The sequence below is a fragment of the Pseudomonadota bacterium genome (assembly GCA_027624955.1).
Lineage (GTDB): Bacteria > Pseudomonadota > Alphaproteobacteria > UBA828 > UBA828 > PTKB01.
The window spans coordinates 1-14,764 of the sequence record JAQBTG010000046.1; the positions used below are offsets into that span (position 1 = coordinate 1).

Sequence of the window (14,764 nt, forward strand, 5' to 3'; positions counted from 1 at the left end):
CTTCGTAGCGGCCGAGCACGACGTTGGTGCCGCCAACCATCATATGAGGGATAAAGAAGGCCTGCATTCCTCCGACGTGATAAAGCGGCGCAATGTGCAGCGCTACATCCCGGTGCGACAGGCCGTATTCCATGACGCAATTCATGGCGATCGCAACATCGTTGGCGTGCGAGTGCATGACTCCTTTCGACCGTCCGGTCGTACCCGAAGTGTAGACGAGCGCGGACAATTGCTCGCCGGTGGGGATTGGGCGGAGATCGGCGCGGTCCACGGTCTGCTCGGCCAGGGCTTCAAAGTGATGGTGTCCCTCTGCCACCGTTTCCTCTTCGTACGAGCAAGAAATATAGTCGTGCACGCTACGTACGCGTTCCTGCACCTTGATGGTGTTTTCTGCTAGATAGCGGGCGTACACCAAAATACGGGCGCCGGAATCCTGCAGGATGTAAGCGACCTCGCCCGGTGACAGACGGAAGTTGAGTGGCACCGCGACCGCACTCAACAGCTGGCAAGCGAAATAGGTCGTTACCGAATGCTCGGAAGTGCTGACATAAAACGCGACCCGGTCGCCCGGCCGGATGCCGAGATCGGAGAGCGCCTGTGCGAAGCGGCTCACTCGGCCGTACCACTGAGCGTAGGTCCAGCGGCGGTCCTCGAAAACCAGGGCGGGGTGGTGCGGATAACGCTCTACCACCTGTTGAAAGATCGTGGTGATGTCCATGGTCATTGTTCTTGTCTGCTCGAGTCTGGTTTGCTGGGCCTAGAGATTGGGTTTGAGGTCCGGAAGGTCGCGGCTGGCGATCAGGTATTTTGCCATCTCCGACGTGCCGCCGACGATCGGCAGCGCCCGGGCGTCGCGATAGAGTTGCTCGGCTCGGCCATATTCCTTGGTGATGCCGTCGCCGCCCAGGATCTGAACGGTCCGGTCGGCGCAATAGGTCGCGGTCTCGGTAGCAACCAGCTTGGCCATGGCCGCTGGTTTCATCAGTTCCTTGCCGCCAAGCCTGGCGTCGTACATCTTCGCAGCTCTATAGGTGAGCAATTCGGCCGCATCGATCCGCCAGCTCATTTCGGCTACTTGGTCCCAGATAAGCTGCTTGGCGCCAAGCTTTTGACCGAAACTGACTCTTTTTTGGGCGTGCGCTGCGGCGATGTCAAAGGCGCTGCGCGAGACCCCGAGGCCCGAGCCGCCGAGGATGATCCGTTCGAAATTGAACATCGACAGCATGATCTGAAAGCCGGCGTTGCGCTCGCCAAGCAGATGGTCGGCCGGCACCCGCACGTTCCGCAGTTCGACCTCGCCAACCACGCAGCCGTTGCGGCCCATGAAAGTATAGGTACGCGGAAAGCTCATGCCCGGCGTGCCGTTCGGCACGACCACCACGGACATGCCCTTCTGTGCCGGTACGTCGGGGTTTGTGATGCCGTAAATGATGTAGGTGTCGGCGACCGAGGCGTTGGAGATATAGCGCTTGAAGCCGTCGATCACCCATTCGCCGGTTGTCGCGTCGAAGCGGATACGAGTCTCCATGCCCGCCGAATCCGACCCGACATTGGGCTCGGTCACGCCGATCGCGCCGATTGCATTGCCGTCGACGATGCCGCTCAGGTAGCGCTCGCGCACTGCGGACGTCGCATAGCGGTGCAGCGGATAGGCACAGGATAAGGCCGTGGAAATCGTGGTTTCAAAGGCATAGTTAAGGTAAGCCGCTTCTTCCGACAGTATCGTCGCGTGGGTTAGGCCAGGATGGGCGAGGGAACCCTTGTAGAGATCGCGGAACATCAGGCGCAGATAGCCGGCCGCGCCGATCACTCGAACGATCCGCTTGACCGTGCCCCAGTCCTTGTGGTCCTCGATGGCGGCGGCATGCGGCGCTAACTCCCGGTTCAGAAAATCGTGGATTTCGCCGCGAAAGGCGCGATCAACGTCGCTTAGGATGAAATCGCGCACTAAAGAATCCGTACGGATTCGGGAACGCCGACGATGCGGACGAGACGGTCGACCTCGCGGTCGATCAGACCCAGGTTGGAATCTCGCAGCGTCGGTAGCAGATAGCGCGCCAGGCGCACGTGCTCGTAGTCAATCTCCGTGGAAATCAGTTCTTCACCCTCGCCAGCCTGCGCAAGAGTCTTGCCGAAGGCATCGAGGATGCGCGAGCCGCCCCAGAAGGTGAGATCACCCTCGACGCCAATCCGGTTGGCCATGATCACCGGCATGCCGTAAGTCATGGCATAAAATTGTAGGTTGACCGCCCAGCCGCCTGGATTGTCGAACTCGAAGCCAACCGCCTCTACTGCGGAACTGATCGGCGCGAAGAGAACGGTCGCGCCATGCACAGCCGCGATATGCACCAACGGGGGGTTCCACAGGTCGTTGCAAATCAGCACACTGGCGCGCCAGCGGGGACCCATCTCGAAAGTCTCGACATAGCGACCATTGGCGAAATGCTTGCCTTCCTCCAGCTTACCATAGGTTGCAAGGTTGATCTTGCGATGTATGAAGACAATCCCGCCGTCGCGCACCGCGATGGCGGTGTTGAAAAACTGCGCCGACACGGACTCTTCGATCAGGCCGAAGATCGCGCACATCGGGCCGGAGGCGCGGGCAATTTCGCCGACAATGGCATCGTCGCGAAAAATCGCCAGACGCAACGTTTCGGCCCCGACGTTGTGCCCGGTCAGCGACATTTCGGGAAACAACAGTATGTCGAGGCCCTGTGCTCGCCCCGCCTCGATCATCGCGAGGTGCTTTTGCAAATTGGCTACGAGGTCGCCGGGGACGGTCTCGACCTGGGCGACCCCTATCTTGAGGCTTGAGCTGTTCGGCATCGATGAATGCTGCCTTCTAGAAAAAGTACAAATAGAATGTTGGCGCGGGCGATGGAGAGACAAGTAGGCGCCCGCGCCAAACTAGATTTAAATCAGGCCTTGTGCCTGCAGGAAATCCTGGACGACTTGCTCGATGGATTTCTTGTCGACGTCGACCTGCTTGTCCTTCAGCGTCTATTAAACCAGTCCGCTATCCATACGCTTCACGTCGTCGCGCAGCAACTCGAGGCCGTAAGCTGCCTGCAGTGGCTTCAGGCTATCCGGCCGGCTGTAGAACTCGGCGTTACTGGCGAAGCTCAGCTTGGTGCTGGCGTTGGGTGTCTTGCTCAGATCACTGAGAGTGGCGATGCCCAGTTTCTGCGCGTCGGCCTTGTTCATAGCCAGGGCATAGGTGTTGTCCGCGTCGGAGGGGTCGAGCCAAACCAAGCTTTTGGCCGCGTCAAGTTCCTTCGCCCCAGCATAGGTTTCATGGGCTTTGTCAGAGCAAATCGGGTTGGCGCCAACCTGAAGGGCGCCGTGGAGTATGAGGTTGTCGATGGCGATATGTTTTTAGAGATGTTTCTCGCCAGGCAAGAGCATGACCAAAGCCCTCCTTGTAGACTCAATTTTTATGGTAATTCTCAGGACTCTTATCTCGTCAGGGTTGCGGTTCTTAACTCGTCAAAGTTGGAGAAGCACCTTATGGAGCCTATCCTGATAATATTTATATTTTGATACTATTGGTGTGAATTTTCGCGATCCCCTTCATCAGCGGGATCATCGCCAGCAGAAAAGGTCGCAGCGGTGTCGGATGATTTTTTTTAACACTAATTTTTCCAATAGCCATTATGTTCGTGGCAATCGCCGCGCCAGTGAACCCGCTGGACAAGTGAAATCTTGAGCAGTTTCAGACTAAACCGTCTCGTGGTAAATCTTGGAGCCGCGCTCAAACAAAAGATCCTCGACCTGCCGCAGTGAAAGCGGGAACCGGACATACATCATCGCAGCCAAGCGGATGATCTCGGGGGACGCCTTGAAATATCGGAACGGACTTCTCATCGAAGGATGTTGCGAAACGCGCCTCGCCGGCTCAAGCCGGTTTCCCCTGACACTGCCGACCCAGCGTTAAACAGAAGCGCTCCGAAGACGGCGAGTCGTGCGACGCACGAGAATCTAATCGACAATAAACAATTTGGTGCCGCCCACGGTCACCGAGCGGTGTGCCCTTGTATCATCGGCCACTTGGTAGCTCTGGCCGGGCTTGAGCGTCACCGAGCCGCCGTCCTCGAATTCGGTGACCAACTCGCCGTCAAGGATCAGTAGGATATGTCCTTTCTGGCACCAGTGATCGGCGAGGTAGTTCTTCGAATACTCGACCATGCGCACGCGCAATTCGCCGAACTGCCGGGTGCGCCAATAGGCTACGCCGGTTTCGCCGGGATGCGCGGTCCGCTCGACCTCCGACCAGTCCGTCGTGCCGAACGGGATATCAGTCATTTTCATGGCGCGTCCTTCACCTATTTTTTTGCTTCACCCGCAATGCAAATTGTAACGCCAATTCGAACGCTGTGTCGCGCTGAAAGGTAAACTGGCGGCGGCGCTTTTGAGGACGCCCGGGTCATGCGCATTTGAGGACTTCATTGGGATTAGTCCGAAGCTGGAAGGGTGGAGGAAGCTGAAAATTTAAGTCGAGTGATAGGGTGGCGGCGAATAAGACTCATGGCAAAGGCGGCGCGCGAGACAATCGGCTCTGTTCTTTCGCAGCCTGAACAGTCGTTTCAAGGCGATTGAGAAATTGAGACCGATCGGATTTGTTGAACGGTCTCGGTCCACCGGTAATTTCACCAGTTTCGCGCAAGACCTGCATCAGCTCCCGTGTGGCCAGCGCGATGCCGATTCCATTTTCCGTATATGGTTCCCCATTGGGCTTTAGGGCCAGCGCGTCCTGTTTCAGGCAGCGCGCTGCCAGAGGGATGTCGTTGGTAACGCAGATGTCGGATTTTTGAATGTGGTCGGCGATCCAGTCATCGGCTGCATCTGCGCCGTGGGCAACGATAATCAGCTCCGCCGCCGGATACTGGCTCGGACGCAGCCCGCCATCGCAGACCAGATAGGTTTTCAAATCGTGACGGGAGGCGACTCGCATGATTTCGTCCTTCACCGGGCAGGCATCCGCATCCACATAAAGGGTGACCATAGGCATATTATATCATGCATCGCCGAATTTGTGGCGATGCACGGCAACCGCTCAATACTCGATTTCAAGCCGCGATGTCGTCTATGCGGCGAACGGGCAACCAAGCAGGTGACGCCCCCCGTGCTGAGGTTTGAGGGCTAAAGCCCTTCTACGGTTGGTGCTCAAGCAAGCCGGCAAGAGAAGGGTTCTTGTCCTGGTTCCCTTCTTCATATGAGACATTCTAGCGGCCCTCATGGCATTCCTCCCCAACCCACCATTGACCCGCGATCAAGTATAGCTGATGAAGTGGGACAATGTGATCGACGTGAATGCGTTGGCACTGCAAGACTTGGGCATCGTCCGGTCACCATCGAAGAGATATTGCCCATAAGGGATAGGAGATCGAAGCGATGACAGAAGAAAGGATAAGCGACGACAACGAGGCCAACGTACGAATGGCGAATGAATTCGTTGAAATCGCAAACGACAAGCTGGCCACCGGAATTCATCCGCTGGATATTGCATCGGCAATTCGTCATGCCGCGGCAAATTTTACTGCGTTCGCTTACGTTCACGGTACCGACGACGCACTCGACACCCCGAGCGTAATGGAAGAGTTCCGGCAGTTGCTTGAAAACTATGACCAACGCCATCGAGATAATGCGCGTCCGATGACGGATTTGGAAAAACTTGTAGAACAAGTCAAAAACGAATAGTTGGCTGGGCGCATGTAGCGGCGAGCGCATTGGATGACGCAGGCGAATCGTTTGGATTGGCCTTGAAACGCCGGGGTTGTCTGCACGACGCTTAACAGCGCCATGGCCAAAAAAACGCATCCTCATCGTCGCTCACGCACCGTCCGACAATACCCTGAGGTTGCTCGATGCTGTTGCAGAGGGGGCGCGGTTGGACGAGACTCTGAACGTCGAGGTCGTGACGCCTAGGCGTCACGGAGGAGATGCTCCAAGACCTGGTACGCTGAGCCGTTCGAACCGCCCGACGGTATCGGCAGTCCGCGACGGTGAATGCACGGGTGATTATCGCCCCAAATATGAGCTATTTTGGTCTTAGAACATTGCGCAAACCATGTGGCGCCATTGCGCAAACCATGTGGCGCGCTACACCTATTCCGGAATATCGAGCGGTCAAGGATGGCGGAGGGGGCGGGATTTGCCGAGCACAATTCCGGAAAATCCGCTCCTACGCCCAAGTACAGGCCATGGCGCCCGGCAGCCTACATCGCCTTTTCGGATAGGGTGAAAGCGGAATCGTTTGAGCGCCAACTGAAGTCCGGCTCAGGCCATGCATTCGCGAACAAGCGATTCTGGTAGTATTAATCGGCAGACCCAGAATCATTCTCCTCACCACGAATTGAAAGCTAAAACATGGCAAACAAACCCGTGCTGCTAATTACGCGAGATATGCCGCCGCTTGTCGAGGTGCGGGCAACTGCCAGCTATGCGGCGCGGCTCAATCGTGACGACAAGGTCTACGATGCAGATGGTCTGATCGCCGCGGCGAAGGGCGCAGACGCCATGCTCGTTTGCGGCACCGAGCGTTTGCCGCGGGAAATGGTCGAGCGTTTGCCCGATAGCGTAAAAATCGTCGCCTGCTTCACCGCCGGCTATGAGCATGTCGATCTCGCGGCTGCCGAAGAGCGCGGAATTGTCGTCACCCACGCGCCCGACGCGCTGACCGATGCGGTCGCCGATATCACGCTTTTGCTGCTGCTCGGCGCCGCGCGGCGCGCTGGTGAGGGCGAAGCGATCATGCGGAGCGGTGGCTGGATCGACAAACATTTGCTCGCCATGACCGGCAGCGAAATCAGCGGAAAACGCCTCGGCATTCTCGGAATGGGCCGCATCGGTCGCGCCGTAGCAACGCGCGCCCACGCCTTCGGCCTGGAAATTCATTATCACAATCGGAGCCGCCTCGCCGCCGATTTGGAAGCCGGCGCCATCTGGCATGAAAATGCGGAATCGCTGCTTGAATGCTCTGATTTTCTCAGCCTGCATTGCCCGTCCAACGAAGAATCGCGCAGTTTTCTCAATGAACAGCGCATCTCTCGTCTGCCCGAGGGCGCGATCATTATCAACACCTCACGCGGCGATGTCGTGGATGATGCGGCGTTGATCGCCGCGCTTGAATCTGGGCGCGTTCGGGCTGCCGGCCTCGATGTCTATCGCGGCGAGCCACACAACATCAATCCCGGCTATGCGCGCCTCGCCAATACCTTCCTGCTGCCGCATATCGGCAGCGCCACGGTTTCAGCGCGAAGCGGCATGGGCCTTCAGGCTCTCGATAATCTCGACGCCTATTTCGCCGGCAAGCCGCCGCCCAACCGCCTGGTTTGAGATCGCGGGAATTGGGTTCGCTGCTGCTTGGCGCTATGCTGGCCGGCGCAATAGATTGAGGATGCGAGAGAAGCTAGATGGTGGCGCGCGATACCGATACGGCTGAAGGTCCGCAAGCTTCCGCCGCTCCACCGGCGGCGCGGAACGCGTCTGCGATGGGCTGGCCGATTTTCATGCTGTTCATTTCAGGCATCATTTGGGGGCTGTTTTATTCGCTGAACCGCTTCGCCGTCACCGGCGGCATTCCGTTTCTCGCCTATGTGTTCTGGATGGGCGCCGGTGCATCGGTATTGCTGTTCCTGTTGTGTTTGTTCACGCGCAGTCTGCCGAGCCTACGATGGGTGCATTTGCGCGCCTATCTGGTCTTGGGCACCATCTCGTTTGGTCTCTCCTATACCGTGCTCGCCATCGCCGCGCCTGAGGTGCCGGTCGGCGTGCTGAGTCTCGGCGCCACGCTGACACCGATTTTGACCTATCCCGCCGCCTCCCTGTTCAAGCTCGATCGCTTCTCGCTTCTGCGCACGCTCGGCCTTGTGTGTGGCCTTGGCGCCGTGGCCCTGATCGTGGTGCCGGAAACCAGCCTGCCGTCGCCCGGCATGGTGCCCTGGGTATTGCTCGGCATGGTCACGCCGATCCTCTATGTCGCCAACGCGATCATCATAGCCCTGTTGAAGCCACCGCCGTCAGGCGCGTTGCCGCTCGCATGCGGCACCCTCGTCGCGGGCTCACTCTTTATGTTGGTGGTAACTTTGGTAAGCGGCCAATGGTGGTGGTTCGAGGGGCCAATGAGCGATGGTGATTGGGCATTGGTCTTGGCCGCCTGCGTGTTGGCGTTGGCGTTTTATCTGATGATCGAGATCATTCGCCTGGCCGGGCCGGTTATTTTTACCGCGGTAAACTTCATCGTCCCGCTCGCGGCGATTGGCTGGGGCATCCTATTTTTCGGCGAAAGTCACAGCCCGTGGATTTGGGCGGCGCTCGCCCTGATGATCGTCGGCGTCTTTCTGGTCAACCGCCCGAGCAAAACAGCGGCCTGAGGCCGCCACTTTAAGCCACCTGAGGGCGCAAGTTCATATGTGCTATAATTTCTACGGGACGGAACTGGGAGATCCCTTATGAGCGAAGCAGCGCCGCACCGCTGGGCGGCCCTTTATCCGGAGCTCGGCACCGGTCCGGTCTCGGTCGAGCCCTGTGTTTCACCGGAATTCTACGCCCGCGAGTGCGATGCCGTGTTTAAGAAAACCTGGCTGATGGTGGCGCGCGCAGAGGAATTGCCGAAGCCAGGCGACTATAAGGTGAAGCGCCTAGATGTCGCCAACTGCTCGGTCATTATCCTGCGCGGCAAGGATGGCGTGGTGCGCGGCTTTTATAATGTCTGTTCGCACCGCGGCAACACAGTGGTGACGGAGACCGGCGACGAGACGTTCGGCTCAAGCAAGGCGGCCGTCCTTTCCTGCCGCTTTCACGGCTGGGTCTATGATGCCACCGGCAGCCTCATACAGGTGCCCGAAGAAGAGCGCTTCTATTCCTGTTTCGATAAAGCGGAGAACGGCCTTACCGCCGTGCGGACCGAAGTTTGGGAAGGCTTTATTTTCGTTAATCTCGACGCCGAGGGCAGCCAGTCGCTAATCGATTATCTCGGTGATTACGCTGGCCATATGGGTGGCTTCCCCTATTCCGAATTGTCCGAATGCTACAGCTATTCGACCGATCTCCAATGCAATTGGAAAGTCAGCCACGACGCCTTTGCCGAGGCCTATCATGTCCACACCATCCATGCCGGGTCGTTCCCCAACACTTTTTCTTCGGGCTTGGCGAATGTGCGGCTGTTCGGCCCGCACCGCACCGCCGCCGTCTGTCTTAGCCCGTCGGCTGAGCTGCGCCCGGTGCAGAGCGTGGCCGATAAAATCGCTGGCGGCTATGCCGGCGCACATCATCAGGGCTCGACCCTGCCGCCGTCAGTCAATCCGGATGGCATGGCGGATTTTTCCTTCGAGCTCAGTGTTATCTTCCCCAATCTACTGCTGCATATTTCGGAAGGGCTGTGGTTTACCCACCAATTCTGGCCGCTCGCACACAACCGCACGCGCTGGGAAGGCAAGATGTATTACCGCCCGCCGACCAGCAATAGCGAGCGCTGGGCGTTGCAATGTGCGCAATTGATCTCGCGCAACGCCTGGCTCGAAGACACCGCCACGATGGAGGCGACACAAGCGGCGCTGCAATCCGGCGTCAAAACCGAAATGACGTTGCAGGACGAGGAAATTCTCGTTCGCCACGGCTATCACGCACTCGAACAATTCATGCAAGGCTAGGAACAAGATGAGTTTAAGTTTGGAAGCACGCATCACACGGCTTGAAGATATCGAAGCGATCAAGGGCATGGTGGTGACCTATGCCCGCGGCGCCGACCGCAAGAATGATCCGGAAATCCTCGCCCCGCTCTATACCGAAGACGCGGTATGGGAGGCCGAGGGCTTTGGCCGCCATGAAGGCGTCGTGGAAATCAGCAAGGCCATGGTCGATGTCTCACGTAAGACCATTTTGTGGAGCCTTCACTACATGGTCTCGCCGGAAATAAAAATTTCCGAAGACGGCGGCAGCGCCGAATGTTTCTGGTATCTCTGGGAGCTGGCCAAAATGCCGGACTCTGACGGCAATCCCGAGGACAATGTGATCGGCGGCTGGTACGAGACGACGCTGACCAAAACCGCCGATGGCTGGCGCTTCAATCATATAAAGCTCTGCATCAAGCTAATGTCCCCGGCGCACAAAGAGTGGCAAATCCTGCCGTGATATGACGTCGTTACGCGCCGCCCGTCCGGATGAAGCGAAGGAGCTGGCGGCACTGCTGGCGCGCGCATTCGTCGACGACATCGTGCTCGATTGGTTTCTCCGCCCCTGGTTGCGAGTCCGCGCCACAGAATTATTCTTCGTGCAAATGCTGGCCGATGCCTTGCCGCATGGCCGGGTGCGGGTGGACGATAGTTTCAGCGCTTGTGCCGTTTGGCTGCCGCCGGATGCGCAGCCCGCGCGCGGCGGCATGTGGGCCGGTCTCGCGAACGCCATCTGGAAATTGCGTGTGGCATCGCCGCTTCATCTTGCCCGCTTGAATGTGATAATCCGGACAAGCATTGAAATTCATCCGCCGGAGCCCTGCTACTATCTTTCATTTATCGCCACCCGACCGGCAGCGCGCGGGGGCGGTCTGGCCACGGCCCTTGTCGACGAGACTTTGGCCGTGGCGGATGCCGAGCGCATGCCGGCGTTTCTGGAGACCGCCGACGCCGCCAAGGTTGGGTTTTACCAGCGCTTCGGATTCAAATTAACCGGACAGGCGCAATTGCCGCTCGGCGGCCCGACGCTGAATTTGATGTGGCGCGAGCCGCGCCCGGATTGACATGCGCGAGCCGCGCCCGGATTGACATACTCGAGCCGCGCCCGGATTGATCTTGTCTTCTACGCGAGCAGCCCGTCTTCGTTGAATTTCGGCGGCCAGGGTGCGTCGGCATCGTCAGGCGGTACGGCGGCAAGCAGCGTGCGCGTATAGGCGTGCTGCGGATCGGCGAACACCTGCTCCGTTGGACCGCTTTCGACCACATAACCCTCATGCATGACGAAGACGCGAGAGCACAGATAGCGCACAACTGAAAGGTCGTGCGAAATCAGCAACAGGGAAATATCCAACTCCTCGCGGAGGCGCAAAAGAAGATTGAGGATTTGCGCCTGCACCGACACGTCGAGACCGGAGACGATTTCATCGGCCACCAGAACCTTGGGTGCGACGCAGATCGCGCGGCCAATATTAACGCGCTGACGCTGGCCGCCGGAAAGTTGTGACGGATAGCGCCGCAGACTGTCGCCGGGCAACCCAATTTCGCGCATCAAATATTGCGCCCGTTGTTTGCGTTCCTCGGCGTCATGGCTGCGATGGTCAGCCTCCATGGCCTGAGTTAATAGGCTCTCGACCATGCGCCTCGGGTTGAGCGCCGATTGCGGATCTTGAAATATCATTTGCAGGGTTTCGAGGCGCTCGCTCCGAGCCTCCGCCGTTTGTAGCCCGGCATCCTTGCCGCGCACCAGGATTTGCCCCTCTGTCGGCCGATCAAGGCCTGCGATCATGCGCGCGACCGTGGTTTTGCCGCTACCGCTCTCGCCGACAATGCCGATGAACTCACCCTGGTGAATCGTGAGCGAGACATTGCGGACGGCGTCAACTGCCGTGGCATCGGCGAACCATTTGCCGCGCGTGACGAAGCGCCGCGAGACATCTTTCAACTCGACCAGGGGCACGCCAGTACCGGTGCCGCTCGGTGCCGGCGGCGCCGCCACCTCACTGAAATCGCGTTCGCCGCTGGCGCAAGCCGGCACGCAGAGGACGTCATGTCCCGGCCCGATTTCGAGCAAGGCCGGATCGCTGGCGCGGCACGCATCCGCGTTAACCGGGCAGCGCGGCGAAAACCGGCAACCCGACAACGCGGCGAATTCGAGCAACCCCGGCATCTGATCGGGCAGTGTCGGCAGGCGCATGCGCGGCCCAGAAATTGTCGGATTGGCGCGCTTGAGGCTGCGCGTATAGGGATGGCGCGGATCAGTCAGCAGCTTGCGCGCGCCGCTGCGCTCGACGACATCGCCGGCATACATGACGAGAATTTTGTCGCACACATGGGCCGCGAGGCGGAGATCATGGGTGATCAGGATTATCGCGGTGCCGTGCAACTTTTGCATCTCGGCGATCAACGCCATGATGCGCGCCTGGGTCATGACGTCGAGCGCCGTGGTCGGCTCGTCGGCGACGACCAGGGCGGGATCGCCGGCAAAGGCGAGCGCGATCAGCACGCGTTGGCACATGCCGCCAGACAGCTGGTGCGGATATTTTCCGAGCAGCGATTTCGCATCGGGCAAATGCACCTCGGACAAAAATCTAATTGCCATATTGCGCCGCGCTTGCGCGCCGCGAACGCCGAGGCGCTGCAAATGCTCGTTGAATTGGTTGCCAATAGAGAGCACCGGATTGAGCGCTGTCATCGGCTCCTGCGGCACAAACGCGATGCGCTTACCAAGCAAATGGCGCCGCTTGGCGGCCGGCAAGGCGATGAGATTTAGCCCATCGAATGTGAGGTCACCGGCGGTGACGGCGAATCCCGGCGGCAGAAGCTGCGAGAACAACCGGCCGATCATCGATTTTCCGGCACCCGATTCACCGACCAGGCCAAGCGTTTCACCGGCTTCCAGCGTGAACGACACATGGCGCAGTACTTCCACCGATCTATCGCCGATGCGCGCGCTGAGTGTGATATCGCGGGCTTCCACCAGGCTCATGATTCGGTGTGCCTCTCCTGACGGAGACGCGGATCGAGCGTCCGGCGCAACCCGTCACCCAACAGATTAAAGCCGAGCACCGTCACGGTGATGGCGAGGATCGGGATGATCAATCCCCACACCGACTGGTACATGTTCTGGCGCGCATCGGCCACCATCACGCCCCAGGCAGAGACATCGGCCTCGACGCTCATGCCGACGAAACTGAGGATCGCTTCGACCACCACGGCAATGCCCATTTCGAGCGCCATCATGGTGATGATCAGCGGCATCACCGAAGGCAGCACCTCGCGTGTGAGCGTGCGGAAATGGCCGAAGCCGAGCAGATGGGCGGCAGAAATATAGTCGCGCTGGCGCACCACCAGCACGTCGCTCCGCACCACCCGGCAAAAGCGCGTCCAATCGACGAGAATGATGGCCAGGATCACGTTGGTCACGCCAACGCCGAGACCGAGCATCAGAATGAGCGACAGCACCACTGGTGGAAATGACATCCAGAGATCGACCAGTCGGGTGATCAGCATGTCGATCCAACCACCGAAATAGCCAGCGATATGAGCCAGCGTGACGCCGATCACCATGGCGCCGACCGAGGCGACGACGGCGACAATCATCGCCACCCGAGCGCCGTAAAATAATTGCGATAGGACACAGCGGCCGAGATTATCCGTGCCGAGCGGGTATTTCGGATCGCCCAAAGGGTCCCAGGCCGGCGGCAGGAGATTGCCGAACAGGTCTTGCGCTTGCGGGTCGTTGGGCGCCAACCACGGCGCAAAAATAGCGATCACAGTAATGGCCAGCACGATAGCGCCGCCGATCAGAACACGGCCCGAACGCAGCGGCGCGGGCAGGCGGCGGGTATTCCAGGCCCGCGCGCTCATTTTTTCCTCAGCTTGGGATTGAGCACGACATAGAGCACGTCGACCACGGTGTTGGAGGCGAGCACGACGACGCAATAGGTTAGCGCCGCCATCTGGATAACCGGCAAATCTGTATTGCGGATGGCGCGCACCATTAAATTGCCGAGGCCGGGATAGGCGAAAATAATCTCAACCAGCAGCGTGCCGCCGAACAGGAAACCGAACTGGACGCCGATCAAGGTGAGCGTTGGCAGCACGCCATTCTTGAGCGCGTGGCGCAGTAAAATGCGCCGTTCGCTGATACCTCTGAGACGTGCGAGGGTGATGTAATCCTCGGTCATCACTTCGGTCAGGCTCGATTTCAGTACCCGCATGATGAGCGGCGCGAAGGCCAGCGCCAATGCCAGCGCCGGCAACAGAATATGCTCAAGCGAACTTATCAGCAGCGCGCCATCGCCGGTAATGATGGCGTCGAGAAAAATAAAGCCGGTAATGTCTGGGGCGATAAATTCCGGACCGTAGCGCCCCGTAAACGGCAACAGCGACCACTGCACGCCGACCAGCAATATGAGAATCAAGGCCCACAGGAAATCTGGAAATGACAGCATGGCGATGCTGGTGACATCGGCTACGCCCTCGCGGACCGTGCCGCGCACATGGAACATATAAAGACCGGCGCCAAAGCCGATGATGATGGCAAAAAACAGCGCGAACAGCGCCAGCTCGATGGTTGCCGGCAAGGTCTCGCCGAGCAAGTTCATCACGCTATCGCGGAAACTGATGGCATTGCCGAAATCGCCGGTAAAGACATTGCCGATCCAGATCAGATATTGCATGGCAATCGGTTTATCGAGGCCGTGAAAGGCCCGCATGGCTTCGACTTCATCGGGCATCGCCGTCGGCGAAATGATCATGGCGATGGGATCGACCGGCAGCAGCCGCAGAATCACAAATATCATCACCGATACGACCAGCAGCATCGGAATGACGACGAGCAAACGACGCAACAATATTGCGAGGATCAGGCGCAGCATGGCCGAGGCGGGCGTATCATTGCCGGGCGTATCATCAGGGTGCGAATTGAACTGTGCATAATTTTGCTGGTAGCGCCGCTACGGCGGCCGCGCGGCGATTGACGATGCCGAGAGTTAAGAACAAGAAACGCGGCCAAGCAAGGCGACTGAAGGTAAAGTTGTGATGGCCATGCCCGGATCGACCTTGACCCGGGGGACAAGGGGCGGGAACAT

The 14,764-nt window shown here is 58.9% G+C and carries 15 protein-coding genes and 1 pseudogene; 6 read left to right on the forward strand and 10 right to left on the reverse strand.

Features of this window, described 5'->3' with window-relative positions; translation table 11 throughout:
• The 7 genes and pseudogenes from O3A94_14920 to O3A94_14950 all read right to left on the reverse strand — a co-directional run.
• A partial coding sequence (locus O3A94_14920) for an AMP-binding protein (GenBank protein MDA1357545.1) occupies positions 1–724 on the reverse strand: 724 nt, incomplete at its 3' end.
• Positions 725–757: 33 nt separating this feature from the next.
• Positions 758–1,948 (reverse strand): acyl-CoA/acyl-ACP dehydrogenase, encoded by a 1,191-nt coding sequence (locus O3A94_14925; GenBank protein MDA1357546.1) that lies wholly within the window; start codon positions 1,946–1,948, stop codon positions 758–760.
• Positions 1,948–2,826: a nitrilase gene (locus O3A94_14930; GenBank protein ID MDA1357547.1), complete on the reverse strand. Its 879-nt coding sequence runs from the start codon at positions 2,824–2,826 to the stop codon at positions 1,948–1,950. The genes O3A94_14925 and O3A94_14930 overlap by 1 nt, the downstream gene beginning before the upstream one ends.
• A 177-nt stretch (positions 2,827–3,003) precedes the next feature.
• On the reverse strand, positions 3,004–3,252 hold the full coding sequence (locus O3A94_14935) for a hypothetical protein (GenBank protein ID MDA1357548.1): 249 nt from the start codon (positions 3,250–3,252) through the stop codon (positions 3,004–3,006).
• Positions 3,253–3,720: 468 nt separating this feature from the next.
• Positions 3,721–3,864 (reverse strand): annotated as a pseudogene (locus tag O3A94_14940) (IS6 family transposase).
• A 114-nt stretch (positions 3,865–3,978) separates the two neighbouring features.
• Complete coding sequence (locus O3A94_14945; protein MDA1357549.1) at positions 3,979–4,308, reverse strand: DHCW motif cupin fold protein; 330 nt, start codon at positions 4,306–4,308, stop codon at positions 3,979–3,981.
• Between the two features lie 214 nt (positions 4,309–4,522).
• Positions 4,523–5,002, reverse strand: a complete 480-nt coding sequence (locus O3A94_14950; GenBank protein MDA1357550.1) for a YaiI/YqxD family protein — start codon at positions 5,000–5,002, stop codon at positions 4,523–4,525.
• A 389-nt stretch (positions 5,003–5,391) separates the two neighbouring features.
• Here O3A94_14950 and O3A94_14955 point away from each other — a divergent pair, with 389 nt between their 5' ends.
• The 6 genes from O3A94_14955 (at position 5,392) to O3A94_14980 (ending at position 10,735) form a co-directional block, all read left to right on the forward strand.
• Entirely contained in the window at positions 5,392–5,697 is a 306-nt protein-coding gene (locus tag O3A94_14955; protein MDA1357551.1) for a DUF3144 domain-containing protein, read from the forward strand.
• A gap of 669 nt (positions 5,698–6,366) precedes the next feature.
• The gene (locus tag O3A94_14960; GenBank protein ID MDA1357552.1) at positions 6,367–7,335 is read left to right on the forward strand and encodes a D-glycerate dehydrogenase; all 969 of its coding nucleotides are present in this window, start codon (positions 6,367–6,369) and stop codon (positions 7,333–7,335) included.
• Between the two features lie 77 nt (positions 7,336–7,412).
• Entirely contained in the window at positions 7,413–8,372 is a 960-nt protein-coding gene (locus O3A94_14965) for a DMT family transporter (GenBank protein ID MDA1357553.1), read from the forward strand.
• A 78-nt stretch (positions 8,373–8,450) separates the two neighbouring features.
• A complete protein-coding gene (locus O3A94_14970) occupies positions 8,451–9,650 on the forward strand; it encodes an aromatic ring-hydroxylating dioxygenase subunit alpha (protein ID MDA1357554.1) in 1,200 nt (399 codons plus the stop codon).
• Positions 9,651–9,657: 7 nt separating this feature from the next.
• A complete protein-coding gene (locus tag O3A94_14975; protein ID MDA1357555.1) occupies positions 9,658–10,131 on the forward strand; it encodes a nuclear transport factor 2 family protein in 474 nt (157 codons plus the stop codon).
• Position 10,132: 1 nt separating this feature from the next.
• Entirely contained in the window at positions 10,133–10,735 is a 603-nt protein-coding gene (locus tag O3A94_14980; protein MDA1357556.1) for a GNAT family N-acetyltransferase, read from the forward strand.
• A 59-nt stretch (positions 10,736–10,794) separates the two neighbouring features.
• Here the strand turns inward: O3A94_14980 and O3A94_14985 are convergent, their stop codons facing one another.
• The 3 genes from O3A94_14985 to O3A94_14995 are packed head-to-tail and all read right to left on the reverse strand — an operon-like array spanning position 10,795 to position 14,551.
• Complete coding sequence (locus O3A94_14985; protein ID MDA1357557.1) at positions 10,795–12,657, reverse strand: ABC transporter ATP-binding protein; 1,863 nt, start codon at positions 12,655–12,657, stop codon at positions 10,795–10,797.
• Positions 12,654–13,538: an ABC transporter permease gene (locus tag O3A94_14990; GenBank protein ID MDA1357558.1), complete on the reverse strand. Its 885-nt coding sequence runs from the start codon at positions 13,536–13,538 to the stop codon at positions 12,654–12,656. Before O3A94_14990 ends, O3A94_14985 begins: the two co-directional genes overlap by 4 nt.
• Positions 13,535–14,551: an ABC transporter permease gene (locus tag O3A94_14995; protein MDA1357559.1), complete on the reverse strand. Its 1,017-nt coding sequence runs from the start codon at positions 14,549–14,551 to the stop codon at positions 13,535–13,537. The genes O3A94_14990 and O3A94_14995 overlap by 4 nt, the downstream gene beginning before the upstream one ends.
• Positions 14,552–14,764 lie beyond the last annotated feature (213 nt).

Bases quoted from the DNA above. Each gene is read 5' to 3' on its own strand.
- O3A94_14930 (MDA1357547.1), bottom strand. From the start codon at position 2,826: ATGCCGAACAGCTCAAGCCTCAAGATAGGGGTCGCCCAGGTCGAGACC.
- O3A94_14945 (MDA1357549.1), bottom strand. From the start codon at position 4,308: ATGAAAATGACTGATATCCCGTTCGGCACGACGGACTGGTCGGAGGTC.
- O3A94_14950 (MDA1357550.1), bottom strand. From the start codon at position 5,002: ATGGTCACCCTTTATGTGGATGCGGATGCCTGCCCGGTGAAGGACGAA.
- O3A94_14955 (MDA1357551.1), top strand. From the start codon at position 5,392: ATGACAGAAGAAAGGATAAGCGACGACAACGAGGCCAACGTACGAATG.
- O3A94_14960 (MDA1357552.1), top strand. From the start codon at position 6,367: ATGGCAAACAAACCCGTGCTGCTAATTACGCGAGATATGCCGCCGCTT.
- O3A94_14965 (MDA1357553.1), top strand. From the start codon at position 7,413: ATGGTGGCGCGCGATACCGATACGGCTGAAGGTCCGCAAGCTTCCGCC.
- O3A94_14970 (MDA1357554.1), top strand. From the start codon at position 8,451: ATGAGCGAAGCAGCGCCGCACCGCTGGGCGGCCCTTTATCCGGAGCTC.
- O3A94_14975 (MDA1357555.1), top strand. From the start codon at position 9,658: ATGAGTTTAAGTTTGGAAGCACGCATCACACGGCTTGAAGATATCGAA.
- O3A94_14980 (MDA1357556.1), top strand. From the start codon at position 10,133: ATGACGTCGTTACGCGCCGCCCGTCCGGATGAAGCGAAGGAGCTGGCG.
- O3A94_14985 (MDA1357557.1), bottom strand. From the start codon at position 12,657: ATGAGCCTGGTGGAAGCCCGCGATATCACACTCAGCGCGCGCATCGGC.
- O3A94_14990 (MDA1357558.1), bottom strand. From the start codon at position 13,538: ATGAGCGCGCGGGCCTGGAATACCCGCCGCCTGCCCGCGCCGCTGCGT.
- O3A94_14995 (MDA1357559.1), bottom strand. From the start codon at position 14,551: ATGCTGCGCCTGATCCTCGCAATATTGTTGCGTCGTTTGCTCGTCGTC.